Below are 24,467 nucleotides of genomic sequence, written 5' to 3' on the forward strand. Positions count from 1 at the left end.
GGCTAACCCGGCGTCCTGCCGGGTTGCCCACGGATTCAAGCCTGCGTTCGGCCAGCGTGGTTTAACGGGGCGCCTGAGATCAAGATCAAGAGCGGCTCGCTGCGCATCGTGGTTACGGGTGGGCGCGGCTGCTTTGTGTAGGAGCGAGCTTGCTCGCGAAAAACGTCAACGATAACGCGCGCTTCCTGAATGAACGCGGTGCCTGTGGGTTTTTCGCGAGCAAGAGCTAGGCGCCCCCCTCGCTCCTACAAAAAAGCCTTGAACTGACCGGCATTAGGGTAGGCCATGGTGTCAGAGCGCGCTCAGCAGGACTTCGATCTCGTCGAAGCTCGGTCGCGCCAGCACTTGTGGCTGACAGCAGCTGATTTGCAGTTCGACCAGCTCGTCTGCGACTGCCCCCTCGACCCGCTCCAGCAACTCCCCCAGCAGCACGCCGAACGCGCGTACTTCAATGCGCTGCAGCGCTTTGGTTTCCGCGGTGTCCGCCGTGGCATGGAAGGACGCCGCGCCAAAGTCCCCAAGCAAACAATCACCCGCCGCATTCCATAAAATATTGTGGCCATACAGGTCGCCGTGGGTAATGCCGTGCCGGTGCAGGTGCGCGGCGACCGAGGCGATACCGCGCGCCAGGCGCAGTGCTACGTCCAGGCTGAAACGGGTGTCGGGTGCGTAGATGTCCCGCGTGCAGGACGCCAGGCTTGGCAACGCCGCGAGGTTGCGGTAACTCGGCTCGATCAGGTCCATCACCAATGCGGCCTGGTGATCGGGGTGATCGCTGACGCGGCCTTCGACCTTGATCAGGTTGGGATGCAGCCCGGCGGCGATGCAGGCTTGCATTTCATGCAGCGGTGAACCGTCGCTGGTGATGCTGCCTTTGTACAGTTTGACCGCGACCGGCAACGCCCGGGGTTTCCACAGCGCCTTGCGGATAATCCCCGAGGCGCCTTCGCCGAGCACTTCGCCCAGTTGCAGTTCGGTCCAGGGAATGTCCGGTGTTCCGTCGGCCGTCACCTCAACGGCCATTTCCACCGGATTGCCGGCGTACGCCAGCCACGTCAGGCTCGGCAGGGTCAGCAGCCACTGCGGCAGGTGGGTCAGGCGGTTGGACGCGATGCGGATCAATTCAAGGTTTTCGCACTGGGCCAGGCTGGGCGGCAGTTGCGTCAGTTGGTTGCCAGCCAGCATCAGCTTTTGCAGGAGCGGGCGTTGGCCGAGGTCGTCGGGCAATTGGCTGATGCGGTTGTCGGTGAGGATCAGCCAGCGCAATTGCGGCGGCAGAGCGGCTGCCGACACCTGCTCGATACGGTTGGCCTTGAAGCCGATCATGCTCAACTGGGCGCAGCGGCCCAGGCATTCGGGCAGTTCGGTGAAGGCGTTGTCCGAGCAGAACAGCACGCGCAGGTGCCGCAGGCGGTGCAGGTCGTCCGGCAGGCTGCTCAAGGCGTTGCCCGTGAGGTTGAGGATTTCCAGCGAGTCGGCCAGATCGAAGATTTCCCGGGGGAATTCGGTCAAACCGCAGGCCAGGTCCAGGCGGGTAGTGCCGGCCAATTGGCCGGCCTTGAGTTGGGCGAGGGTATTGATCAACGGCGCGGTCACTCGACAAGGGGGCGTGAAAAGGCGCTCATGATACCGGGTCGCGCGCGACTTGCATGCCGCACTGGCGTAATTGCCCCAGGCGGCTGGCGGTACGCGCAAGGTCGATGGCCTTGCCGCCCAGGGCCTGCTCCAGTGGCTGCGCGCCGATCAGGATCAGCTGTTTGTCGCGGTCGTAAAGCACGTCCACCAGGTTGATAAACCGTTGCTGCACGGCAATCGGGCAGTCGGCCAGGGGGGGCAGGCCGTCGATGATCCAGTGGTCGAAGTCCTGGCACAGCAGCAGATAATCCATCACGGCGGTGAGCTGTTCGCACAGGTCGCCGAAGGTAAAGGCGATGCTGCGTGCTTCACGGCGGCGGCACTGCAATTGCCGGTTGCCAACGGTCAGGGGCAGCGCCGGGCAATCGGCGGCAGGCAGCCCGAGCGCCTCACGTTGCGCCACGCTGCCTGGCCAGAGGTACCTGCCCGTGCTGAAGCGCTGCTCGGCATGGGCCTGGGGCAGGCGGCGAAAGTCCTCGGGGGCACTGACTTCCAGCACCTCCATGCGCGTGGCGATCAGGTCGATCACCGGCTTGAAGCGCTGGTGATACAACGGGTTGGGCAGCAGGCCCTCGGGCGCATAGTTGGACGTCACCAGCACCAGCACACCGCGCTGGAACAAGGCCTTGAACAAACGGCTGATGAGCATCGCATCGCCGATATCGTGCACATGGAATTCGTCGAAACACAGGACGCGACAGTCCGCCAGCCGTTCGTCCAGGGCCACGGCCAGCGCGTCGTCCTGCGCGCGGTGCTGGAACATGCCCCGGTGCAGGTCGGCGAAAAAGTCGTGAAAGTGCACGCGCTGCTTCTCGGCAATCGGCAGCGCCTGGAAAAAACCATCGAGCAGCCAGCTTTTGCCGCGTCCAACCGGGCCGTGCAGGTACAGGCTGCGGGCGGGCCGGCCGCTGAGCAGGTGTTCGGTTTCGCGGGCCAGCGCGGCAATGGCGCGGGTCTGTCCGGCGCTGAGGGTATAGCCCTGCTGCTCAGCCTTGTGCCGGAAAAATGCACGGATGGGCGATGCCCCCGCCTGTTGGGGTGTGGTGCCCAGCAGGCGACGGATCAGGGAAAGCACGGTCAAGGCGCGTCACTCTTGTTTCGGTGGTCGCTCACTTTAGGACGCTCGCCACGATTTGACCAATACCCAGGCGGCAGCCAGCCCTCCCGGAACAGCCGAACGCCTGGGTATTTCTGACCAGACTGGCAGATTTTCCCCAAGTGGCTACCCTTATACGCAGGAGCCACCCCTGTATAAGGATTTGGGGCAGTGAAGGAACGGACAGTATTGGCAGTCATGGGCATGATGCTCTGCAACACGGTGTTCGCGGCGCAGGTCCAAGTGGTGGTGCGCATCGATGTGCAGCGCGGTTGCCAGTTGGTGGGTACCACGCGCACTGCGGGCATCGAGCAGCTTGGCGTGTTGGATTTCGGCAGCGGCCCGCGTCTGGATGACCCGGCCGGGCCCTTGAGTGCGGCGCTGATCAGCCAGCGCCAGCCACGCCTGGAATGCAATCCCGATACACCCTATCAAGTGCGCGTTGATGGCGGCCTGCATGGCGGCGTTGGCGAAGTGCGCTATCTGGCCAATGGCGCGCCGGCGAGCAAGCCCATCCCCTATCGCATTTATGCCGACGCCGCACGGTTGATCCCGTTGCCGGTGGATGTGCCGTTCAGCGGTCGCGTGCCGGACAGCGGCTCCGTCGACCTGCCGCTGTTCGGCCGTATCGAGCCGCTCAAGGACATCCCCGTCGTCGGCCGTTATTCCGACCTGCTCAAGGTTACGGTCACATGGTAATCCGCTACCTGGCCGTAACGGCTCTGCTGTTGCTGGCCGAAGACGCGCAAGCGGCTGCCGCCGGCGGGCAGATTCAGGCGCAACTGGTGATCACCGCCAGCTGCGAGGTCAACAAGAGCGTCGAAACGGCGCCCGTGACGCCCGAAGGCGGTACCGCGATGCTGGATTTCGGCAGCCAGGGACCGACCTGGAACGACACCCTGGGCGCGGCCGTTTCCGCGGGCGACAAAACCCCCTTGTCGGTGTCCTGCAGCCCCTCGGTGGCCAACAGTTTCACGGTGACCATCGACGGTGGCACCAACGGCGACGGCATCACGCGGCGCCTGAGCAACGGTCGCCAGTCCATTCCCTATCAGCTGTGGGCAGACCCTCTGGGTCGCAGCGCCTACAGCATCGGTGAGCAACGAAACTTCGCCATGACCCACGACACCCAGATACCGATCCCGGTATTCGGCTCCGTGGTGGCGAATACCAGGGCCTTACCGGCCGGCATCTATACAGACACCCTGACGGTGACTCTGGATTGGTAAACCATGAGGATGGATATCATGCATGTACTCGTATCTCGATTGGGCGTTTGCGCCCTGGGCCTGGCGATGGCCTCCAGCCTCAATGCGGCGACCACCGTGACCGGGCAGATCAGCTCCAGCCTGACCTTGATTGCCAGCTGCCAGGTCAACGGCTCCGGTGCCGCGACCGGGCTGAACTTCGGTAGCCTCAACTTCGGTACGACCAATAGCTTGTTTACCAACGCCGATGCCCAGTTGCTGGGCGGCACCGGCACCGGCGGCGCGCTGTCGATCCTGTGTTCGGCCGGCACCACGCCCGCTGTCAAAGTGCGCGCCGGTGCCCATGACGGCGCCTCGCCGGGTGGTACTCGCGCACTGGCCGATGGCGCGGGCAATTTCGTGCCCTATGACTTTTACACCGACAGCGGTTTCTCTTCGCTGTTGGCGGTCGATGGCGTGATTACTCTCGCCGCCAGTACCGGTGTAGCGCAAACCGTGGGCCTGTATGGGCGTGCGGTGGGCAAGCCGGGCCTGCCGGCAGGCGTCTACACCGACACCGTGGCCGTGGAGCTGACGTTCTGACGATGTGGCTCAGGGTGTGGTTGGCCTGTGGGCTGGCGTTGCCGCTGCCGTTGTCGGCGGTGACCAGCCAGAGCTTCCATGTCAGCGCGACCATCACGCCGGGTTGCCTGATCGTGGGCAGCGCCAGCAACTACGGCACGCTGACCTATGGCAGCTATTCGGCCCTGGCCACCAGCACGGTGACGGCGGCCCTTACCGGCGGCGTGACCCTGCAATGTACGCCGGGCGTGGCGCTGAGCCTGAGTGTCGACGGCGGGTTGCACAGCGGCACCGGGCGCAATTTGCTGCACAACAGCGGCAGCGCGCGGGTGGCTTACCAACTGTTTCGCGATGCGGCGTTCAGCCAGAGCCTGGGGATCGGCCAGAGCGTCAGCGTGAGCTACAGCGATGCAAACACCATCAGCCTGCCGATCTACGGGCGGGTGGTACTGCCGGGCAATCAGCCTGGGGGGACGTACAGCGACACGTTGCAGGTGCAGCTGTCGTGGTAGGGCTATGGAAATAAGGAGTGGTTTTATGCGTTCACCTTCCCGGCGGCTGTGGGCCGCGGGTGTTGTCCTGGGTGCCCTGTGCACGAGCGGGCTTGTGCAGGCGGCCAGCTCGGTGCTGATCTGGCCCATCGACCCGGTGCTGGAGGCCGACCAACAGGCCAGTGCGCTGTGGCTGGAGAACCGTGGCAGCGAGACGGCCAACCTGCAGGTGCGCGTGTTTGCCTGGAGCCAGAACGGCTTCGACGAGCAGTACCAGAACCAGCGCGATGTGGTCGGCAGCCCGCCGGTGGCCAGGATCGAACCCGGGCAGAAGCAACTGGTGCGCCTGACCCGCACCCGTGAAGTGCCGCCAGGCCGGGAGTTGGCCTATCGCATCATCATCGATGAAATTCCCTCGGCGCTGCAGGTGCCCGCGCCACCGGAGGGCAAGAATACGGCGGCGGCGATTCGTTTCCAGATGCGCTATTCGGTGCCCTTGTTTGCCTACGGTGCCGGCCTGTGGAGCAAGGACGACGCCACCCGCCAGCGCGACCCCAAGGGCGCCGGGCAGCCGCAATTGAGCTGGAAGAAGGTCAGTGTGGCGGGGCGCAGTTATATCGAGGTGCGTAACCAGGGCGCGGTGCATGCGCGGTTGACCGATGCCTCGTTCAAACAGGGCGGCCAGACCCGGCCGCTGGTGGAAGGGCTGCTCGGCTACGTATTGCCGGGAGCGACCATGCGCTGGCCGATGCCGGGCGATGTGCCGGGCGACCAGCCGCTGCAGGTCAGGATCAACTGCGCGACGCAAGTGGAGAGCCTCGCGCCGACACGATAAACGGTGTGTCGCGGGACGGGTGCGAGCCCGGGTTTTAACAGGATGGAGATGTCCATTGAAGGACGCAACGCCATGGTGAGTCGTGGTTGGGCTCGTGGTATATGGCCATCGATGGCAGTGGTAGGCGGGTTGTGGGGCGCTGCGGTAGCGGGCGATCTGCCGCCGCCGCCGAGCAGCATGGAGGCGGTCGCCGATGCACAGCTGTTTCTGCAATTGGTGGTCAACCAGATGGACACCGGCCGGGTCATCGCGGTCGAGCAACGCGCCGGGCAACTCTTCGTGCCCGCCAGCGCCTTGCGGGACGTGGGCATGAAACTGCCGGGTGACCCCGACGGCAGCGTGGCCCTGGACAGCGTGCCTGGCCTGCACAGTGATTACGACAGCAATGGCCAGCGCCTGCTGCTGGATGTGCCACCGTCCTGGTTGCAGGAGCAGTTCATCGGCAACCGCAACACCTACCCGCGCACCCAGGCCATGAGCAGCTTCGGCGCCTTGCTCAACTACGACGTGTATTTCAACGACACCGACGAAGGCGGCAGCTACCTGGCGGCCTGGAACGAAGTGCGCCTGTTCGATAACTGGGGCAGCTTGTCCAACACCGGGCAACTGCGCCAGACCCTGTCCAGTGGCATCAGCAACAGCACGCTCAACAATGGTTATCGGCGCTACGACACCACCTGGCGCTTCTCCGATGATGAGCGGCTGCTCACCTACGAGGCCGGCGACGTGATCAGCGCTGCGTTGCCCTGGAGCAGCTCGGTGCGCCTGGGCGGGGTGCAACTGTCGCGGGACTTTGCCGTGCGTCCGGACCTGGTGACGTACCCCTTGCCGCAATTTGCCGGCGAGGCGGCGGTGCCCTCGTCGGTCGACCTGTTCATCAACGGCTACAAGACCGAAAGCGCCCAGCTGCAACCCGGGCCGTACACCCTGACCAACATCCCGTTCATCAATGGTGCCGGTGAGGCCGTGGTGGTCACCACCGACGCCCTCGGTCGCCAGGTGTCGACCACCGTTCCCTTCTATGTCACCAGCACCTTGCTGCAACACGGCTTGACGGATTTTTCCGTGGCCGCCGGGACCTTGCGTCGCGATTACACCCTGCGCGATTTCGGCTACGGGCCGGGCGTGGCCAGCGGTACGTTCCGCTACGGCTATTCCGACAACCTCACCCTGGAAAGCCACGCCGAAGCCTCCAGCGACCTGGCCCTCGGCGGGCTCGGCGGCAACCTGCGCCTGGGCAATTTCGGCGTGCTCAATACCGCCGTTAGCCAAAGCCGGTTCGACAGCCGCAGCGGCCGGCAACTGAGCCTCGGCTATCAGTACAACAGCGCGCGCTACAGCCTGATGTATCAACGCGTCGAACGGCGCGACGCGTATGCCGACCTGACCCTGGTCGACACGCCCTACGCCCGCCTCAGCAAGCGCAGCGAGCAAGTCACCCTGAGCCTCAACCTCGAGCGGTTCGGCAGCCTCGGCCTGGGCTATTTCGACGTGCAGGCGGCGGACGACTCGCGCACGCGCCTGCTCAACCTGAGCTGGAGCAAACCGCTGTGGCGCAACTCCAGCGTGTACCTGTCGGCCAACCGCGAAATCGGTGACAGCAACTGGGCGATGCAGGCGCAACTGGTGATTCCGTTCGACCTCAACGGCAGCCTGGCCTTGAGCACCGAGCGCGGCAAGGACGGCGCCAGCCGCCAACGCATCAACTACAGCCGTGCGGTGCCCAGCGAAGGCGGGGTGGGCTACAACCTCGGCTACGCCCAGGGCGATGCCCCGACTTATCGCCAGGCCGACCTGACCTGGCGCCTGCAATCGGTGCAGTTGCAGGCCGGTGTGTACGGCAGCAGCGATGCCCAGACACGCTGGGCGGATGCCAGCGGCTCGCTGGTGTGGATGGGCGGTAACACCTTCGCCGCCAACCGGATCAACGACGCCTTTGTGGTGGTAAGCACCCAAGGGTTCGCCGGCATTCCGGTGCGCTATGAAAACCAGTTAGTGGGCGAGACCGACAGCAAGGGCCACTTGCTGGTGCCCTGGAGCAGTGCGTATTACCGCGCCAAATATGAAATCGACCCGCTGAACCTGCCACCGAACGTGCAGAGCCCGAATGTCGAGCAGCGTGTGTCGGTGCGCCGTGGCAGCGGCTACCTGCTGGAATTTCCGTTGCGCCGGGTGCTCGCCGCGAGCATCACCCTGGTCGACAGCCAGCACCAGGAGTTGCCGCTGGGCAGCCTGGTGGTGCATGAGCAGAGCAACACCCAGGCAGTCGTGGGCTGGGACGGGCTGGTGTATCTGGAAAACCTCAGCGCTCACAACACGCTGCACGTCACCCTCGCAGAAGGTCGCAGCTGCCAGGCGAGCTTCGATATCGATGAGCAGCAACAGGACGTGCCGCTGGTCGGGCCGTTGGTCTGCCAATGAAGGATTGAACAGGGAGTGTCCAGGTGAAGGGCAAGGGATGGTTGTGTGGGGTAGGGCTGTTTGGCTTGGGGCTGTTGTGTTCGGGCAAGGCATTGGCCGTGTGTTCGGTGGCGTCCACGGTACCGGCCAGTTTCGGCTCGATCAGTTCGATGACCGTACGCACCGCTGCGCAAACCAGCTCCACCACCAATGCCGGGCTGAGCTGCACCTCGGCGCTGATCTCGCTGCTGGTGTCGACCGACCATTTCTACGCCACGATCACGTCGACTCAGGGCGGCATGCGCGGGCCGACCGGGGATGTGATCGGCTACACGATTTATGGCACCAACAGCACCAGTTATCCGATCACCCGTGGGGCGCAGTTCGATTTTGGCGGCGCCGGCGGTATCGCCCAGATCATCGGCCTGCTCGCAGGCCCGGGTGCGAAAACCGTACCGCTGTACCTGGGCAGCATCACCGGCAGCAATGTCGCCGCCGGCGTGTATACCGAGACGCTGAACATCGCCTGGAACTGGAACTACTGCTCCGGAGTCGGCCTTGGCGGCATCTGCCTGGGGCGTGACATCGGCAGCGGCACGGCGGCGCTGACCGTCAGCATGAACGTGACCAATGACTGCCAGATCACCGCGCCCAATGTCAGCTTCGGCAGCGCGCCGGTGGTCAGCGGGTTCGCCGCCGTGACCGGGCAGACCATCAACATTGCCTGCACCAAGGGCAGCGCCTACACCGTGGGCTTGAGCGATGGCCAGAACGCGGTCAGCGTCGGTGGCCGGCGGCGCATGGTTTCCGGCGGCAACTACCTGGCCTACGACCTTTTCAAAAGTGCCGGCACCACGCGTTGGGGCAGTGTTGGCGCGGCGCGGCGGGCCAGCTCCACGGCCGAGGTCAACCCCGGCAATGGCTTGGGCACGGGCAGCCAGGTGTACAACTACAACGCCAGGATCTACACCGACCAGCCCACGCCACCGGCCGGTATCTATGTGGACAACGTGGTGCTGGACGTGGGCTTCTAGAACTTCATTTGCCCGGGGCTGGCCTGATCCACGGGACTGACCATCGCGTAGTTGTACCCGCCGCCCGACCAATAGTCGGCCTGCAAGCCGTCGGCGCTGCGGCTGCCGCGCGGCAGGAAGCCGTTGTTCGGGCCCGGTGGGCGGATATAGAAACTGATGCGCCGGCCCTGCGGGTCTTCGTACAGCACCATGGCCGCTGCGCCTTGGTCGGTGGTGAGCAGTCGCCCGCTGACCGGCTTGAACCCCACCTGGCTCAAGTCGGGCAAGCGATGGGCCTGGTTGAAGTAACGATCGAGCCAGGCCTGCATGGTGCTGCGGTCCTGAGCGTTGTAGTCGGCGGGCATGATGCCGTCCTGGGCAAACAGGCGGTATGCCTGCATCGCATCGGCCATCGGCAACAGACCTGGCTGGGTGGCCTCGCGGGCGTGCCAGCCGCCCAGTCCGCCGAGGCTGACGGCGATCAGCAGCAGCGCCGCAGTGGCGAGATGGCGGCGGGACCGATGCTTGACGCGCTGGCGAATCAGCGCCGGGTCCAATGCCGGGTTGCCCGGTTGTTGCAGGGCACCGCTCAAGGATGCGCGCAGCAACTGCGCATCCTGTTGCCAGGCATGCACCTGGGCGGCCACGTCGGGGTGGCTCGCCAGCCAGGTTTCAAGGACACGGCGATCACTGTCCGGCAACTGGTGATCGACGTAGGCGTGTAAGTCACGTTCGCTGGGAGGCAGGCTGATCATTTGAGTATCCGCAGGGAAGGGCTGGCAATTTCGCCATCGCTGAGTTGACGCAAGGCTTGGCGGGCGCGTGAGAGACGCGACATCACCGTACCGATGGGCACGTCGAGTATTTCGGCGACTTCCTTGTAGCTCAAGCCTTCGACCGACACCCACAGCAGCAGGGCGCGCTGCTCGGCAGTGAGTTGGTCGAAGGCTTGCAGGGTGGATTGGGCCATCACCGTACGCTCTACCGAGGGCTGCGCATCGTCGCGGCCGGTGAAGAATTCGAGCATGCGCGCGTAGCGTCGGTTGCGCCGATGGGCGTCGAGGAATTGTCGGTACAGGATCGAAAACAGCCACGCGCGCAGGTCGCCTTCGATGCGCTTGTCGGCCCAGACGGTGATGGCCCGTTCCAGGGTGGACTGCACCAGGTCGTCGGCGCTGCTGGCGTTACGGGTCAGGGACACGGCAAAGCGCCGCAGCCTGGGGATGAGTTCGCGTAACTGTTCGTCGAGTTCGTGCATGGGTGTCTGGTTGGCTACTACGCTGCTGTGACTGGAGAGACGTGCGGCGCTGAAGGTTATTCCATGGGCCGAAAAATAAAACGCGGCCAGGGAATAGAGTGTATCGGCGTGCGTCTCAATGCTCCGACCTTATGTTTTACCCCCTAAGGCCTCAGGGCCTGGAGTTCATTCATGGTAGATCACTCACCACCGCCCCGTCCTCCGTTAAGCACTGCGAGCCTGATCGCGCGACTCGCCGGTATCGGTGCCGTGGTTGCCGTTGTTGCCGGGGCATTTGCCTACGTCAACGGCACCCTCGACCCACAGCGCCTGCGGCCAAAAACCCTGGTCAATGCCCTGGAAACCAATAACGGTGTGCACCCGGGGTTTCGGCGTAACCATGCCAAGGGCGTGTGCGTGGCCGGGTACTTCGAGAGCAGTCCCGAAGTGCGTGCCTACTCCAGCGCCCAGGTGTTCAACGAGGCGAAAACCCCGGTGATCGGGCGTTTCGCCTTGCCCAGCGGCAACCCTTATGCGCCGGACAGCAGTGTGCCGATCCGCAGTTTTGCCGTGCAGTTCAGCCAGGCCAACGGCCAGCAGTGGCGCACCGGGATGAACAGCATGCCGGTGTTCCCGGTGGGCACGCCCGAGGCGTTCTACCAATTGCTCAAGGCCGGCGCGCCGGACCCGGCCACCGGCAAGCCGAACCCGGCGAGCATGCCGGCGTTTTTTGCCGCCCACCCGGAGACAGCGCCGTTTCTGGCCTGGGTCAAAACCGCCAGGCCATCGGCCAGTTACGCGACCGAAACCTATAACGGCATCAACGCGTTTTACCTGGTGAGCGCCGACGGCAAACGCCAGGCCGTGCGCTGGTCCGTGGTGCCACAGAGCCAGGATGCCGCGGGCGATACCGCGCCTGAGGGTGGCGACTTCCTGGAAAAAGACCTGGTGCAGCGCCTGGCTGCGGGGCCGCTGCATTGGCAGTTGAACATGACGCTGGCCAATCCCGGCGACCCGCTCGATGACGCCAGCAAGACCTGGACCGGCGCGCACAAGGTAGTCAACGCCGGCACCCTGGTGCTGCAGAGCAGCCAGCCACAAGCCGACGGCGATTGCCGCGATATCAACTTCGACCCGCTGATTCTGCCCAGTGGTATCGAGGCGTCCAATGACCCGCTGCTGGCGGCCCGCTCGGCGGCCTATGCCAGTTCCTACCTGCGCCGCGCCGGTGAAGTCAGCCCGTTGCACAGTGCCTCCCAGGAGTCGAAGCCATGAAGATTCAACCACGCTTTTTCGCCCCGCTGGCGCGTTTGCTGCACTGGCTGATGGCGTTGATGGTCATCGCCATGCTGTTTATCGGCGCGGGCCTGGCGGCGTCGGTGTCCGAGCGCCACGAGTGGCTGATTCACCTGCACAAGCCGTTGGGCATCGCCATTCTGGCGCTGGTCATCGTGCGCCTGGTGGTGCGTTTTTCCACGCGCCAACCGCCGCTGCCGGCTGACTTGCCGCGCTGGCAAGTGCTCGCGGCCAAAGCGTCTCACTGGGTGTTGTATGGCTTGATGCTGGTGTTGCCGTTGTTGGGCTGGGCAATGATTTCGGCCGCCGGTGACCCGGTGATGCTCAGCAGCTCCGTGCAACTGCCGGCATTGGTCTCGGCGAATGCACCGTTGTTTGCGCTGTTGCGCAAGGCCCATGGTTATCTTGCCTACCTGCTGTTCCTGACGGTGCTGGTGCATCTGGCGGCCGCGCTGTTCCACGGGTTGATTCGCCGCGACGGCGTGCTGCAAAGCATGACCGGCACCCGCCACTGATCAGCTTTGGCTGACAGTCAACGCACGTGGCCGATGATATCGGCCACGCTGCTCAGGACATCCTTGCCCAGTTGCCTGGAGCGATCACCGGACCAACCGGTTTTCGCGTTGGGCGCGTCGTCGTTGTCCTTGAAGGGCATCTCCAGGGTCAGTGACAGGCAGTCGTACTTCTCACCGACCGCATTGCACGCCAGGGTCATATTGGCTTCGCCCGGCAGATCGCGGGTGTAGCCGTAGGTGGTCTGAAAGTCACGGGTCAGTTGGCTCAGGTGACTGCGGAAGTGTTTTTCCAGGGCTTCGATACGCGGGCTGTAGCCGGGGTTGCCTTCGCAGCCGGCAGTGAACACGTAGGGGATTTCTTCGTCGCCGTGGATATCGAGGAAGAGGTCGACGCCATATTTTTCCATCTGCTCTTGCACGAACAGGACTTCCGGGCTGAGTTCCTGGCTGGCGCTCTGCCAGGCGCGGTTGAGGTCCTGGCCCATGGCGTTGGTACGCAGGTGGCCATGAAATGCACCGTCGGGGTTCATGTTGGGCACCAGGTACAGGTCGGCGACGGCCAGGAGCTTTTTCAACTCGGTGTCACCGCTCTGTTGCAGGCGTTCGAGCACGCCCTCCATAAACCATTCGGCCATGTGTTCGCCGGGGTGCTGCTGGGCGATGATCCAGACCTTGCGGCGGCCTTCGCCGCCTTTGCCACGGCGCAGCAGTTGGATATCACGGCCCTCGACACTTTTACCGGTGGCCAGCAGCTTGACGCCGGCGTACTTCAGCGCCTGTTCGATCAACCAGTCGTGGCGTTCACGGCTGTAGGGTTCGAAGTAGGCGAACCACGCGTGTTTTTCCCGGGTCTGGAGGCTGATATGCAGGATTTCGCCATCAAAGCGCGATGGCACGCGGAACCAATTGACGTGGTCGTAGGACGCCACGGCGTTATAGCCGGTCCATGCATGCTTGTAGGATGACCGGCCCGCGTTGCTCAGGCGAAACGTGTGGGTGTGCCCCACATGCATGCCTTCGGCCTTGAAGTGGAACCATTGGTAGTGTTGGCTACGGGTGTCGGGTTTGATCGCCAGCAGCAACTGGTAGGCATCGCTGGCATCCAGGACCTGGATATTGCCGCTGTCGAAGTCGGTGCTGATTTTGATGGACGTCAAGGCCACGGTCATAGTCTGGTTGCCTGAATATGAGGTTGTGGCGGCTATCTTACACAGGCGGCAGGCAATGTCTGGAAGCAAAATTGTTGCACGGGGGAGGGGGCGTCATCCGTGACGCTGCGGCAGCTTAGGGTCTATGAGATTGATTCTCAAGCGCTAAATCGTGAAGAAATGGGCTGAAGCCTGGCTGCGGCTTTCTTTACGCAGTGGTCTTTTGCTACCATCCGCGCCATCAAGCAACACACAGTCTTCATTAGCCTGAAGCCATGCCAGAACAACTGGCAAAAAAAGACCCGGCCAAAGAGCCGGGTCAAAAACCGTGATTAGCCTGATGAGGAGATATTCCAGGAGTCCGACCTAAGGGCTCTTGGTCTATCGACTGATCTCGCGATCAGCTGGGTCCAATAATAATCATTATCATTTGCAAGTCAAATGTTTTTATCCGTTCGATAGAAATATTTTTCGCCTGCGCCCGTCATCCGTTTGCCTGAGCGTTCGGCGCTCGCAACGACCGCTCCACCATCGCCTTCGCCATATCAATCAAATACACCACCGAAAATGCCAGGTCACGCTGATTGCCCTGATGGCTGCTCGCCGACTCGTAGGCGGTTGCCGCCGCGCTGCGCAGCAGGTCGGAGGCGTGCACCAGCGCTTCCTCCTGGCTGATGCCCGGCTTGAGGGTGAAAAAGCTCGGATCCGAGTCCGGCGCAGACATCTCTTCTTTCAAATAGTAGTCCAGCGCGCGCTGTGCGGCACCGCTGCAGCGCATGTCGTGCAGCTCGGTGTTTTCAGGTGTTTCAGGCAGGTGATACGGGCTCGTCGTCATGAGGGGAGGTACTCTGGGTGGGTGTCGAAAACCTTGTACCGATGATAGTACGTATCGTATTTATGTCGTTTCATGGATTACTACAAACTGTTTATTGCCCTGGCAAATACGCAACGTATTGTCAGCGCCATGGATAACTGGATAGCGTTGGTGCGAGCCAACATGAAAGACCGCAAGGTCACGCAGGATGAACTGGCGGAGCGCCTGGGCATGTCCCAGGGCGGCGTGGGTCATTGGCTCAACAAGCGCCGCGTGCCGAGCCTGGCGGACATGAACCGGGTGCTGGCGGAGTTGGGGCTGGGCTACCTTGAGGTGGCGCTGGAGATTCGTGAGCGGGCAGATACACAGGTGGCCCTGGAGCACCACTACAACCCGTATTTTCGCTACCCGGTCAACGACTGGGGCGGTGTGTGCGAACTGCGCGAAGCACGCGCAAGCTATGGGCCGGAACGCTTTGAATTGACCGATTACCATGCCCACGGCGACGCCTTCTGGCTGCCGGTGATCGGCGACGCCATGACTGCGCCCACCGGCCTGAGCATCAGCGCAGGCATGCTGATCCTGGTCGATCCGGCCATCGAGGCGCAGCCCGGCAAACTGGTGGTTGCGCAATGGCTGGACAACCCCCAGGCGACCTTTCGCCGGTTGCAGGCGGACAGCGGCCAGCTCTACCTGGTGCCGCTCAATCCCACTTACCCCAAGCTGCTGTTCACCGACGATTGCCGCATCCTGGGCGTGGTCGTGCAAGCCATGGCGAAGTTCTAATGCGCCGGCTCCAGTTCCACCAGCGCACTGCCTTCGGCGACCATCTCGCCCTCCTGGCAAAACAAGGCCTTGACCACGCCCGCCTCGGGCGCGCGGATGCTGTGTTCCATCTTCATCGCTTCAAGAACCACCAGTTGCGCACCGGCTTCGACGCGTTGGCCGATGTCCACCAGCACGCGCACGATGCTGCCGTTCATGGGGGCGCTAAGTCCACCTTGAGCGGTGTGACCGGCCTCGGCCGCCGCAATCGGGTCGAACAGGCTGACCGCCTGCATCTCGCCATCCCAGCGCAGGTACACCGTGCCTTCATTGCGCACGGCCAGATGGGCGCGACGGATACCCTGGTGTTCGATGACCAGTTGCTCGTCCATGAGTGGCGACGATGGCCCGGCCAGCGTGACCAGCCGATCCTGGCCATTACAGCTCAAATGCAGTGAAACCTGCGCCGGCAGCCCCGCGCGAAAGCCGTGGGTCGCGGCCCACGGCCCGTCACCGGCCGGCAAGGTTTGCATAAAGGCCGAACCTGCCGCCTGCCAGAACTCATCGCTCAACGCCCCGGCCACCGGCAGCAGCTCAGCCTGATAGCGTGGAATAAACCCGGTATCCAGCTCGGCGGCGGCAAAGGCCGGATGGCCAATGATGCGCCGCAGGAAGCCCAGGTTGGTCTTGAGCCCGCCCACCGCAAATTCGTCGAGCATACTCAGCAACCGCAGCCGCGCCTGTTCACGGTCCTCGCCCCAGGCAATCAACTTGCCGAGCATCGGGTCGTAGAACGGCGAAACACTGTCCCCTTGCTCGACGCCGCTGTCCACGCGCCGCCCCGGGCCTGGCCTGGACTCGCGGTACAGGGCCAGCCGTCCGGTGGCGGGCAGGAAATCAGTGGCCGGGTCCTCGGCATACAGCCTGACCTCAATGGCATGCCCCTTCAGCGGTACCTCTGCCTGGCTGATCGGCAGCACCTCGCCCTGGGCCACGCGGATCTGCCAGGCCACCAGGTCGAGGCCGGTAATCGCCTCGGTGACCGGATGCTCGACTTGCAGGCGGGTATTCATCTCCATGAAGAAAAACTCGCCGCGCGCATCCAGCAGGAACTCCACGGTCCCCGCGCCCACGTAACCAATTGCCTGCGCCGCACGTACCGCCGCTTCGCCCATGGCCTTGCGTTGCTCGGCACTGAGTCCCGGCGCGGGGGCTTCTTCGACGACCTTTTGATGACGGCGCTGGATCGAGCAATCGCGCTCATTGAGGTAGAGGCAGTTACCGTGTTGATCGGCAAATACCTGGATCTCCACATGGCGTGGTTTGAGCAGGTATTTCTCCACCAGCATCTGCCCGTTGCCAAATGACGACAGCGCCTCACGCTGGGCGGAGGCCAGGGCTTCTGCCAGCTGGCTGACGTCCTCGACCACTTTCATGCCCTTGCCGCCGCCGCCGGCCGTGGCCTTGAGCAGCACCGGGTAACCGATACGCGCGCAGGCCGCGCGGAAGGTCTCCAGGTCCTGGGCCTCGCCGTGATAGCCCGGCACCAGCGGCACACCGGCGGTTTCCATCAGCGCCTTGGCCGCCGACTTGCTGCCCATGGCGTCAATGGCCGAGGCGGGCGGACCGAGGAAGATCAAGCCCGCTGCCTCGACGGCCCGAGCGAACCCGGCGTTTTCCGACAGAAACCCGTAGCCCGGATGAATCGCCTGGGCGCCGCTGGCGTGGGCGGCGGCGATCAGTTTGTCGATCTGCAGGTAACTGTCGGTGGCCTTGCTGCCGCCCAGGTCGACACGAATATCGGCTTCGCGGCTGTGCCGCGCATCACGGTCGATTGCACTGTGCACGGCCACGGTGGTCAGTCCCATCGCCTTGGCGGTGCGCATGATTCGGCAGGCGATTTCGCCACGGTTGGCCACCAGCACGCTTGTCAGTGGGCTCATGGGTGCGGCTCCTTGGATTGCCAGCTGGGTGCGCGTTTTTGCAGAAAGGCGCGCAAGCCTTCCTGGCCCTCGGCACTGACCCGAATTCGCGCGATGGCGTTTTCACAGTAACGCCGCAGCGCCGGGGTAAGGGCACCGCTGCCCACCTCACGCAATAAGTCTTTGCACGAACGCATCGCCGCCGGGCTGTTGTGCAGCAGGTTGGCGATCCACTCATCCACCCGTTGCTCCAACGTATCGAGCGGGTAGCTTTCCGCCAACAGGCCGATCTCTCGCGCACGCTGGCCGTCGAACCGCTCGGCCGTCAACGCATAGCGACGGGCTGCGCGTTCACCGATGGCCTGCACCACGAATGGGCTGATCACCGCCGGTGCCAGGCCGATACGCACTTCCGACAGACAGAACTGCGCGTCATCGGCGCCAATCGCCATGTCGCAGCAACTTATCAAGCCCAGCGCGCCGCCGTAAGCGGCGCCTTGTACCACCGCCAGGGTGGGGATTTTCAGCTTGGCCAGGTTGTACATCAACTCGGCCAGTTCCCGGGCGTCATCCAGGTTGGTGTGGTAATCCAGCTCGGCCGACTGCTGCATCCAGGCCAGGTCGGCGCCGGCGCTGAAGTGCTTGCCGCGCCCGCGCAACACCAGAAAGCGCAGGGACGGGTCGCCCTGGACGTGGTCGAGGGCGATGATCAGTTCGCGGATCATCTGCGCGTTGAACGCGTTGTTCTTGGCTTCACGACTGAGCCACAGCGTGGCAAAGCCACGGCTGTCGGTGATCAGTTCGAGGGTGTTGAAATCGCTCATGCAAGAAGCTCCATGAAAATGAGAGGCCTCCTGTAGGAGCAAGCTTGCTCGCGAAGGTCGTCAACGATAACGCGGGTATCCAGGATGCACGCATTGACTGGACGTTTTTCGCGAGCGAGCTCGCTCCTACAGGTTACATGCGGAATACGCCGAAGCGGCTCGGCTCGATAGGCGCATTGAGTGCGGCGGACAACGCCAGGGCCAGCACGTCGCGGGTCTGCAACGGGTCGATGACGCCGTCATCCCACAGGCGTGCGCTGGAATAGTAGGGGTGGCCCTGGGTTTCATATTGGTCGAGGATCGGCTGCTTGATCGCGGCTTCTTCCTCGGCGCTGAACGCATTGCCGGCGCGCTCGGCCTGCTCGCGCTTGACCTGCACCAGCACGCCCGCCGCCTGTTCGGCGCCCATCACGCCGATGCGTGCGTTGGGCCACATCCACAAAAAGCGCGGGTCATAGGCACGACCGCACATGCCGTAGTTGCCGGCACCGAAACTGCCGCCGATGATCACGGTGAACTTCGGTACTTTCGCGCAGGCCACTGCTGTCACCAGCTTGGCGCCGTGCTTGGCGATGCCGCCGGCTTCGTACTTCTGGCCGACCATGAAACCGGTGATGTTCTGCAGGAACAGCAACGGAATCCCGCGCTGGCAGGCCAGTTCGATAAAGTGCGCGCCTTTTTGCGCGGCTTCGGCAAACAGGATTCCGTTGTTGGCCAGGATCGCCACCGGGTAACCGTGCAGGTGCGCAAAGCCGCACACCAGGGTGGTGCCGAACAGCGCCTTGAACTCATCGAACACCGAACCGTCCACCAGCCGTGCGATCACTTCGCGCACGTCGAACGGCTGCTTGGCATCGGCCGGGATCACGCCATACAGCTCTTCGCCGCTGTACAACGGCGCGACGGGCGTGCGTTGGCGCAACTCGCCCAGCTTGCGCCAATTGAGGTTGGCCACGCTGCGGCGGGCCAGGGCCAGGGCGTGTTCATCGTTGTCGGCGTAGTGGTCGGCCACGCCGGAAATCCGGCAGTGCACATCTGCGCCGCCGAGGTCTTCGGCGCTCACCACTTCGCCGGTGGCGGCCTTCACCAGCGGCGGGCCGGCGAGGAAGATAGTCGCCTGCTGGCGCACCATGATCGCTTCGTCGGCCATGGCCGGCACATAGGCGCCACCGGCGGTGCAGGAGCCCATCACCACGGCGATCTGCGGGATGCCCTGAGCGCTCATATTCGCCTGGTTGAAGAAGATCCGCCCGAAGTGCTCGCGGTCCGGGAAGACTTCGTCCTGGCGCGGCAGGTTGGCACCGCCGGAGTCCACCAGGTAGATGCACGGCAGGCGGTTCTGCTCGGCGATGGTCTGGGCGCGCAAGTGTTTCTTGACCGTCAACGGGTAGTACGAGCCGCCTTTCACGGTTGCATCGTTGGCGACGATCATGCACTCGACGCCTTCCACACGGCCGATGCCGGCAATCACGCCGGCGGCCGGCACGTCTTCGCCGTACACCTGATGGGCGGCCAACTGGCTCAATTCGAGGAACGGCGAGCCTGGGTCGAGCAAACGATTGATGCGCTCACGCGGCAGCAGTTTGCCGCGCGAGGTATGCCGTTCCTGGGCCTTGGCGCCGCCGCCCTGTTGTACCTGGGCGAGGAGGGTGTGCAGCGCGTCGACCTGGCGGCGCATCGCCGCGCTGTTGGCGACGAATTCCGCCGAGCGCGGGTTGAGCTGGGTATGCAGGGTAGCCATGGGGGCGCTCCTTCAGCGGGTTTCGTTGAACAGTTCGCGACCGATCAACATCCGTCGAATCTCACTGGTGCCGGCGCCGATTTCGTACAGCTTGGCATCACGCAGCAGGCGCCCGGCGGGGAATTCATTGATGTAGCCGTTGCCGCCCAGGATCTGGATCGCATCGAGGGCCATTTGCGTGGCGCGTTCGGCGCTGTACAGGATCACGCCCGCGGCGTCCTTGCGCGTGGTCTCGCCGCGCTCGCAGGCCTGGGCTACCGCGTAAAGATAGGCGCGGCTGGCATTGAGCTGGGTGTACATATCGGCGACCTTGCCCTGGATCAGCTGGAACTCGCCGATGCTCTGGCCGAACTGCTTGCGGTCGTGGATGTAGGGCACGATCAGGTCCATGCAGGCCTGCATGATTCCGGTGGGGCCGCCGGAGAGCACTACGCGTTCGTAATCGAGGCCGCTCATCAGCACTTTGACGCCGCCGTTGAGCACGCCGAGGATGTTTTCCTCGGGGACGTGCACGTCATCGAAAAACAGCTCGCAGGTGTTGGAGCCGCGCATGCCCAGCTTGTCGAACTTGGTGCTGCGGCTGAAGCCTGTCCAGTCACGCTCGACGATGAACGCGGTGATGCCGTGGGCGCCCTTTTCCACGTCGGTCTTGGCGTAGATCACGTAGGTGTGGGCGTCGGGGCCGTTGGTGATCCACGTCTTGCTGCCGTTGAGCACGTAGACGTCACCGCGCTTGTCGGCACGCAGTTTCATCGACACCACGTCGGAACCGGCATTCGGCTCGCTCATGGCCAGGGCGCCGATATGCTCACCGCTGATCAGCTTGGGCAGGTACTTGAGTTTCTGGGCGTGGGTGCCATTGCGGTTGATCTGGTTGACGCACAGGTTGGAGTGGGCGCCGTAGGACAACGCCACCGAGGCCGAGCCGCGGCTGATTTCCTCCATGCTCACCACGTGCGCCAGGTAACCCAGGCCCGCGCCGCCGTATTCCTCGGGCACGGTGATGCCCAGCAGGCCCATGTCGCCGAACTTGCGCCACAGGTCGGCGGGAAACAGGTTGTCGATATCGATCTGGGCTGCGCGGGGCGCGATTTCCTTGGCCACGAAGGACTGCACCTGGTCGCGCAGCATGTCGATGGTTTCGCCGAGGGCGAAGTTCAGGGACGGGTAACTCATGGACAGGCACCTTAATGTGAGCTTTTGTTGTTGTGTAGGCAACGCGCGGGGGAGGGCGCTGACCTTTACGTTAACGTAAGCTTGCGTTGCGGCGCTGTCAATCGTAGTTTACGTTTACGTCAACCTACAAAAAAGACAACAGGGGTCGTTATGGATCAACCGAATCCGAGCTACAGCCGTGGCTCCCAGGACAAAGCCTTGCTGGCCATGACCATTGGCGAGGCGTTCGATCTTACCGCTGCGCAGTATCCTGATGGCGAAGCCTTGGTGGTCCGCCACCAACAGCGACGCTACACCTGGCGAGAGCTGGCCGAGACGGTTGATCTGCATGCGCGGGCGTTCCTCGCCCTGGGCATGCAAACCGGCGACCGCCTGGGTATCTGGGCACCCAATTGCGCCGAGTGGCTGGTCTGCCAGGTGGCGAGCGCGAAACTCGGGGTGATCCTGGTCAATATCAATCCGGCGTACCGCAGTAGTGAGTTGGACTACGTGCTCAAGCAATCCGGCTGCCAGTGGCTGGTATGTGCCGGTGCATTCAAGACCTCCGATTACCACGCCATGCTCCAGGCGCTGAAGCCCGACCTGCGTGGCCTCATCAGCCTGGACCCCAATCCGCCGCCCGCATTCATGCCCTGGTCGCAACTGTCGGCGCTCGGTGCCGATGTCCCGACCGGGCAATTGCACAGTCGCCAGGCCAGCCTGCACTTCGACCAACCCGTGAACATCCAATACACCTCCGGCACCACCGGCTTCCCCAAGGGCGCTACCCTCAGTCACCACAATATCCTCAATAACGGCTACATGGTCGGCGAAAGCCTCGGGCTTGCCGCGCAGGACCGTTTAGTCATTCCCGTGCCGTTGTACCACTGTTTTGGCATGGTGATGGGTAACCTCGGTTGCATTACCCACGGCACTACCATGATCTATCCCAACGACGGCTTCGACCCCCTGCTGACGCTGACCGCCGTCGCCGAAGAGCGCGCCACCGGCCTGTACGGCGTACCGACCATGTTTATCGCGCTGCTCGATCACCCACGCCTGGGCGAGTTCGACTTGTCCAGCCTGCGTACCGGGATCATGGCCGGCTCAACCTGCCCGATCGAGGTGATGCGCCGGGTCATTGGCGAGCTGCACATGCGCGAAGTGCAGATTGCCTATGGCATGACCGAAACCAGCCCGGTGTCGTTGCAGACCGGAGCCGACGACGATCTGGAGCGCCGCGTGACCACCGTAGGTCGCACCCAGCCGCAGCTGGAAAACAGGATCATCGACGCTGATGGCAACACCGTGCCACGCGGTGAAATCGGCGAGCTATGCACGCGCGGCTACAGCGTGATGCTCGGCTATTGGAACAACCCAGAAGGCACCCGCGATGCCGTCGACGAGGAGGGATGGATGCACACCGGCGACCTGGCGACCATGGACGAGCACGGTTATGTGAGCATCGTCGGGCGCAACAAGGACATGATCATTCGCGGTGGCGAGAACGTATATCCACGGGAGCTTGAGGAGTTTTTCTTCACCCATCCGGCCGTGGCCGATGTGCAGATCATCGGTATCCCCGATGAACGCTACGGTGAGGAAATCGTCGCCTGGATCAAGTTCCACCCGGGGCAGGTGGCGAGCGAGCTGGAACTGCAAACCTGGTGCAAGGGCCGCATCGCCCACTTCAAGATGCCCAGGCATTTCAAGTTCGTGGACGCGTTTCCGATGACGGTGACGGGCAAGATCCAGAAATTCCGCATGCGCGAGATCTCAATCGAAGAGTTGCAAACACTCTCGCAATAACACACAGAAAGCACAAAGGGGACCCGAAGGTCCCCTTTAATTTGTCGTTGCGTGCTCTTTTTTTATTATTGAGGGGCGGCCTGTTGTTGTTTTTGGTAGCCGTGACCCGTACCGCTGTTTTGGCGACCCCCATCCGGGGTCAAGAGCAAACGTATTTTTTTGAGCGCTGATCTGCTTTTTCGTAAACGATCCAACCAGTGGGTAGCTACCTGAGGTAGTTTTATTTTTCTCTAACCGGTTGCGGGTTTCGGCACGCCGTACCCTGCAAAGCACATCTTCTCCAAAAAAATCTGTTAGCTGCGTCTCTGCCGTGTTGTTTTTGTTATGTCAGAGTCGTTACGTCTTATTTTTATTAGGTTTGGTGCTTTTTATTCTTGTTATGCCATAGAGATAGCAGAAGCCGTGCCAACTTTTTAAAGTCCTTTAAAATCAACGATTTGATTTTTTGTCAGGGCATATGTTTCTGGATGGGCGGCGGATTATGTTCCCGCGTTACCCGTTATGCCGGGCTTCGGTAACACATTGTCACAGCTGTGCTACTCAACCGAGATTACGCGCCTTCGCCACCCGCGATCCGCTTGCCCGTCCCAGCACCTGACTGATCTGCTGGCCCGCGCCAATCAGGCGCTCCAGGTCGATGCCGGTGTCGATCCCCAGTCCATTGAGCAGGTACACCACATCTTCGGTGGCGACGTTACCGCTCGCGCCCTTGGCATAAGGGCAGCCGCCGAGGCCCGCGATAGAGCTGTCGAACACCTGGATGCCTTCCAGCAGGCTGGCGTAGATGTTGGCGATCGCCTGGCCGTAGGTGTCGTGGAAATGCCCGGCGAGCTTGTCGCGCGGCACCTGTGCGCCGACCACCTCGAACAGCCGCCGTGTCGCGCCCGCCGTGCCGGTGCCGATCGTGTCGCCCAGGGACACTTCATAGCAGCCCATCGCATACAGTTCGCGGGCGACCGCCGCCACCTGTTCCGCAGCAATATCCCCTTCGTAGGGGCAACCCAGCACACACGACACATACCCGCGCACGCTGACGCCGTGCTGCCGGGCCGCGGCCATGATCGGCGCAAACCGCTCCAGGCTCTCGCTGATGGAGCAGTTGATATTGCGTTGGGAAAACGCTTCGGACGCCGCCGCAAATACCGCGACTTCCTTGACCCCGGCCGCCAGTGCATCTTCAAAACCGCGCAGGTTTGGCGCCAGCGCGCCATAGGTCACACCTGGCTTGCGCTGGATCTGCGCGAACACCTCGGCGGAGCCGGCCATCTGCGGCACCCATTTGGGCGACACGAAACTGCCGACCTCGATATAGCCCAGGCCGGCGGCGCTCAAGGCGTCCACCAACCGCACCTTGTCGGCGACGCTGATCGGCTGGGCTTCGTTCTGCAAACCGTCGCGCGGGCCGACTTCCACCAGGCGTACGTGTGAGGGGAGGGTCATGGCGGTTACCTTCTGGTTAATGGCCGGCCTGGCGCATGGTGTGTGCCAGGGCCTGGGTGCAACGCTCTTCGGCGGTGTCCAGTTCCAGCTTCATTTGTTCGATATCCAGCAACTGTTGCTCAAGCTGTTCACGGCGCTCGGCGATCTTTGCCAGCATGCTGTTGAGTTGAATGTGGTTGCCGCTGGTGGGGTCGTAGAGCTCGATCAACTCGCGGCATTCGGCCAGGGAAAAGCCGATGCGCTTGCCGCGCAGGATCAGCTTGAGGCTGACCTTGTCCCGCGCCGAGTAGATGCGCTCCTGGCCCCGGCGTTCGGGGGCGAGCAGGCCTTGTTCCTCGTAGAAGCGAATGGCGCGGGTGGTGATGTCGAGCTCGCGGGCGAGGTCGGAGATGCTGTAGGTGGTGCTCATGGGGGTGCTCGAGAAAGTCCTGGGGCTAAGCTAATGGCAGGTTGACGTGAACGTCAAGGGGGCTTGCCCCCGATGGCGGCCTCAGAGCCGACCAGGATGTTGGATTGGACCGAGTACATATCCGTTTCTGCGGTAACGGCTGCTATGGGTTCC

The 24,467-nt window shown here is 63.1% G+C and carries 23 protein-coding genes; 11 read left to right on the forward strand and 12 right to left on the reverse strand.

Going from position 1 to position 24,467, the window contains the following annotated elements:
* Positions 1-291: 291 nt before the first annotated feature.
* Positions 292-1,581 (reverse strand): protein kinase, encoded by a 1,290-nt coding sequence (locus BFP89_RS07440; RefSeq protein ID WP_065885043.1) that lies wholly within the window; start codon positions 1,579-1,581, stop codon positions 292-294.
* A 40-nt stretch (positions 1,582-1,621) separates the two neighbouring features.
* On the reverse strand, positions 1,622-2,716 hold the full coding sequence (zapE, locus tag BFP89_RS07445; protein WP_065884875.1) for a cell division protein ZapE: 1,095 nt from the start codon (positions 2,714-2,716) through the stop codon (positions 1,622-1,624).
* Between the two features lie 222 nt (positions 2,717-2,938).
* Between zapE and BFP89_RS07450 the strand changes: the two genes are divergently transcribed.
* The 7 genes from BFP89_RS07450 (at position 2,939) to BFP89_RS07480 (ending at position 9,260) form a co-directional block, all read left to right on the forward strand.
* Complete coding sequence (locus tag BFP89_RS07450) at positions 2,939-3,430, forward strand: Csu type fimbrial protein (protein ID WP_083208034.1); 492 nt, start codon at positions 2,939-2,941, stop codon at positions 3,428-3,430.
* A complete protein-coding gene (locus tag BFP89_RS07455) occupies positions 3,424-3,960 on the forward strand; it encodes a spore coat protein U domain-containing protein (protein WP_065884877.1) in 537 nt (178 codons plus the stop codon). Before BFP89_RS07450 ends, BFP89_RS07455 begins: the two co-directional genes overlap by 7 nt.
* Before the next feature lie 18 nt (positions 3,961-3,978).
* Positions 3,979-4,521 (forward strand): Csu type fimbrial protein, encoded by a 543-nt coding sequence (locus BFP89_RS07460; RefSeq protein WP_065885044.1) that lies wholly within the window; start codon positions 3,979-3,981, stop codon positions 4,519-4,521.
* A gap of 2 nt (positions 4,522-4,523) precedes the next feature.
* Positions 4,524-5,012: a Csu type fimbrial protein gene (locus BFP89_RS07465; protein ID WP_065884878.1), complete on the forward strand. Its 489-nt coding sequence runs from the start codon at positions 4,524-4,526 to the stop codon at positions 5,010-5,012.
* Positions 5,013-5,037: 25 nt separating this feature from the next.
* A complete protein-coding gene (locus BFP89_RS07470) occupies positions 5,038-5,826 on the forward strand; it encodes a fimbrial biogenesis chaperone (protein WP_065884879.1) in 789 nt (262 codons plus the stop codon).
* Positions 5,827-5,898: 72 nt separating this feature from the next.
* Positions 5,899-8,247, forward strand: coding sequence for a fimbria/pilus outer membrane usher protein (locus tag BFP89_RS07475; protein WP_141689062.1), 2,349 nt, complete (start codon positions 5,899-5,901; stop codon positions 8,245-8,247).
* Positions 8,248-8,270: 23 nt separating this feature from the next.
* The gene (locus BFP89_RS07480; RefSeq protein WP_065884881.1) at positions 8,271-9,260 is read left to right on the forward strand and encodes a Csu type fimbrial protein; all 990 of its coding nucleotides are present in this window, start codon (positions 8,271-8,273) and stop codon (positions 9,258-9,260) included.
* Here the strand turns inward: BFP89_RS07480 and BFP89_RS07485 are convergent.
* Positions 9,257-9,994, reverse strand: coding sequence for an anti-sigma factor family protein (locus BFP89_RS07485; RefSeq protein ID WP_065884882.1), 738 nt, complete (start codon positions 9,992-9,994; stop codon positions 9,257-9,259). The genes BFP89_RS07480 and BFP89_RS07485 overlap by 4 nt on opposite strands.
* Positions 9,991-10,497, reverse strand: coding sequence for an RNA polymerase sigma factor (locus tag BFP89_RS07490; protein WP_065884883.1), 507 nt, complete (start codon positions 10,495-10,497; stop codon positions 9,991-9,993). The genes BFP89_RS07485 and BFP89_RS07490 overlap by 4 nt, the downstream gene beginning before the upstream one ends.
* A gap of 171 nt (positions 10,498-10,668) precedes the next feature.
* Here BFP89_RS07490 and BFP89_RS07495 point away from each other — a divergent pair, with 171 nt between their 5' ends.
* Entirely contained in the window at positions 10,669-11,751 is a 1,083-nt protein-coding gene (locus tag BFP89_RS07495; protein ID WP_065884884.1) for a catalase family peroxidase, read from the forward strand.
* Positions 11,748-12,287: a cytochrome b gene (locus tag BFP89_RS07500; RefSeq protein ID WP_065884885.1), complete on the forward strand. Its 540-nt coding sequence runs from the start codon at positions 11,748-11,750 to the stop codon at positions 12,285-12,287. Before BFP89_RS07495 ends, BFP89_RS07500 begins: the two co-directional genes overlap by 4 nt.
* 17 nt (positions 12,288-12,304) lie before the next feature.
* Here the strand turns inward: BFP89_RS07500 and BFP89_RS07505 are convergent, their stop codons facing one another.
* Both BFP89_RS07505 and BFP89_RS07510 read right to left on the reverse strand, forming a co-directional pair.
* Entirely contained in the window at positions 12,305-13,456 is a 1,152-nt protein-coding gene (locus BFP89_RS07505) for a M14 family metallopeptidase (RefSeq protein ID WP_065884886.1), read from the reverse strand.
* Positions 13,457-13,919: 463 nt separating this feature from the next.
* The gene (locus tag BFP89_RS07510) at positions 13,920-14,270 is read right to left on the reverse strand and encodes a DUF6124 family protein (RefSeq protein WP_065884887.1); all 351 of its coding nucleotides are present in this window, start codon (positions 14,268-14,270) and stop codon (positions 13,920-13,922) included.
* A 129-nt stretch (positions 14,271-14,399) separates the two neighbouring features.
* Between BFP89_RS07510 and BFP89_RS07515 the strand changes: the two genes are divergently transcribed.
* Positions 14,400-15,035 (forward strand): LexA family protein, encoded by a 636-nt coding sequence (locus tag BFP89_RS07515; RefSeq protein ID WP_065885045.1) that lies wholly within the window; start codon positions 14,400-14,402, stop codon positions 15,033-15,035.
* Here BFP89_RS07515 and BFP89_RS07520 read toward each other — a convergent pair.
* The 4 genes from BFP89_RS07520 to BFP89_RS07535 form a co-directional block, all read right to left on the reverse strand.
* Positions 15,032-16,957, reverse strand: a complete 1,926-nt coding sequence (locus BFP89_RS07520) for an acetyl/propionyl/methylcrotonyl-CoA carboxylase subunit alpha (RefSeq protein ID WP_065884888.1) — start codon at positions 16,955-16,957, stop codon at positions 15,032-15,034. The two genes, BFP89_RS07515 and BFP89_RS07520, sit on opposite strands and share 4 nt — an antisense overlap.
* On the reverse strand, positions 16,954-17,760 hold the full coding sequence (locus BFP89_RS07525; RefSeq protein ID WP_065884889.1) for a gamma-carboxygeranoyl-CoA hydratase: 807 nt from the start codon (positions 17,758-17,760) through the stop codon (positions 16,954-16,956). The genes BFP89_RS07520 and BFP89_RS07525 overlap by 4 nt, the downstream gene beginning before the upstream one ends.
* 133 nt (positions 17,761-17,893) lie before the next feature.
* On the reverse strand, positions 17,894-19,501 hold the full coding sequence (locus BFP89_RS07530) for a carboxyl transferase domain-containing protein (RefSeq protein WP_065884890.1): 1,608 nt from the start codon (positions 19,499-19,501) through the stop codon (positions 17,894-17,896).
* Between the two features lie 12 nt (positions 19,502-19,513).
* Positions 19,514-20,677: an isovaleryl-CoA dehydrogenase gene (locus tag BFP89_RS07535; RefSeq protein WP_065884891.1), complete on the reverse strand. Its 1,164-nt coding sequence runs from the start codon at positions 20,675-20,677 to the stop codon at positions 19,514-19,516.
* A gap of 150 nt (positions 20,678-20,827) precedes the next feature.
* On the opposite strand from BFP89_RS07535, the gene BFP89_RS07540 reads away from it, so the two are divergent.
* Positions 20,828-22,465: an AMP-binding protein gene (locus BFP89_RS07540; RefSeq protein WP_065884892.1), complete on the forward strand. Its 1,638-nt coding sequence runs from the start codon at positions 20,828-20,830 to the stop codon at positions 22,463-22,465.
* Positions 22,466-23,005: 540 nt separating this feature from the next.
* Here the strand turns inward: BFP89_RS07540 and BFP89_RS07545 are convergent.
* Complete coding sequence (locus BFP89_RS07545; RefSeq protein ID WP_065884893.1) at positions 23,006-23,905, reverse strand: hydroxymethylglutaryl-CoA lyase; 900 nt, start codon at positions 23,903-23,905, stop codon at positions 23,006-23,008.
* 16 nt (positions 23,906-23,921) lie between these two features.
* Entirely contained in the window at positions 23,922-24,314 is a 393-nt protein-coding gene (locus tag BFP89_RS07550) for a MerR family transcriptional regulator (RefSeq protein ID WP_057721728.1), read from the reverse strand.
* Positions 24,315-24,467 lie beyond the last annotated feature (153 nt).

The organism is Pseudomonas sp. 31 R 17 (genome assembly GCF_900004915.1).
Classification (GTDB): domain Bacteria; phylum Pseudomonadota; class Gammaproteobacteria; order Pseudomonadales; family Pseudomonadaceae; genus Aquipseudomonas; species Aquipseudomonas orientalis_A.

Bases quoted from the DNA above. Each gene is read 5' to 3' on its own strand.
- BFP89_RS07450 (WP_083208034.1), top strand. From the start codon at position 2,939: ATGCTCTGCAACACGGTGTTCGCGGCGCAGGTCCAAGTGGTGGTGCGC.
- BFP89_RS07455 (WP_065884877.1), top strand. From the start codon at position 3,424: ATGGTAATCCGCTACCTGGCCGTAACGGCTCTGCTGTTGCTGGCCGAA.
- BFP89_RS07460 (WP_065885044.1), top strand. From the start codon at position 3,979: ATGCATGTACTCGTATCTCGATTGGGCGTTTGCGCCCTGGGCCTGGCG.
- BFP89_RS07465 (WP_065884878.1), top strand. From the start codon at position 4,524: ATGTGGCTCAGGGTGTGGTTGGCCTGTGGGCTGGCGTTGCCGCTGCCG.
- BFP89_RS07470 (WP_065884879.1), top strand. From the start codon at position 5,038: ATGCGTTCACCTTCCCGGCGGCTGTGGGCCGCGGGTGTTGTCCTGGGT.
- BFP89_RS07475 (WP_141689062.1), top strand. From the start codon at position 5,899: ATGGTGAGTCGTGGTTGGGCTCGTGGTATATGGCCATCGATGGCAGTG.
- BFP89_RS07485 (WP_065884882.1), bottom strand. From the start codon at position 9,994: ATGATCAGCCTGCCTCCCAGCGAACGTGACTTACACGCCTACGTCGAT.
- BFP89_RS07490 (WP_065884883.1), bottom strand. From the start codon at position 10,497: ATGCACGAACTCGACGAACAGTTACGCGAACTCATCCCCAGGCTGCGG.
- BFP89_RS07495 (WP_065884884.1), top strand. From the start codon at position 10,669: ATGGTAGATCACTCACCACCGCCCCGTCCTCCGTTAAGCACTGCGAGC.
- BFP89_RS07500 (WP_065884885.1), top strand. From the start codon at position 11,748: ATGAAGATTCAACCACGCTTTTTCGCCCCGCTGGCGCGTTTGCTGCAC.
- BFP89_RS07505 (WP_065884886.1), bottom strand. From the start codon at position 13,456: ATGACCGTGGCCTTGACGTCCATCAAAATCAGCACCGACTTCGACAGC.
- BFP89_RS07510 (WP_065884887.1), bottom strand. From the start codon at position 14,270: ATGACGACGAGCCCGTATCACCTGCCTGAAACACCTGAAAACACCGAG.
- BFP89_RS07515 (WP_065885045.1), top strand. From the start codon at position 14,400: ATGGATAACTGGATAGCGTTGGTGCGAGCCAACATGAAAGACCGCAAG.
- BFP89_RS07520 (WP_065884888.1), bottom strand. From the start codon at position 16,957: ATGAGCCCACTGACAAGCGTGCTGGTGGCCAACCGTGGCGAAATCGCC.
- BFP89_RS07525 (WP_065884889.1), bottom strand. From the start codon at position 17,760: ATGAGCGATTTCAACACCCTCGAACTGATCACCGACAGCCGTGGCTTT.
- BFP89_RS07530 (WP_065884890.1), bottom strand. From the start codon at position 19,501: ATGGCTACCCTGCATACCCAGCTCAACCCGCGCTCGGCGGAATTCGTC.
- BFP89_RS07535 (WP_065884891.1), bottom strand. From the start codon at position 20,677: ATGAGTTACCCGTCCCTGAACTTCGCCCTCGGCGAAACCATCGACATG.
- BFP89_RS07540 (WP_065884892.1), top strand. From the start codon at position 20,828: ATGGATCAACCGAATCCGAGCTACAGCCGTGGCTCCCAGGACAAAGCC.
- BFP89_RS07545 (WP_065884893.1), bottom strand. From the start codon at position 23,905: ATGACCCTCCCCTCACACGTACGCCTGGTGGAAGTCGGCCCGCGCGAC.
- BFP89_RS07550 (WP_057721728.1), bottom strand. From the start codon at position 24,314: ATGAGCACCACCTACAGCATCTCCGACCTCGCCCGCGAGCTCGACATC.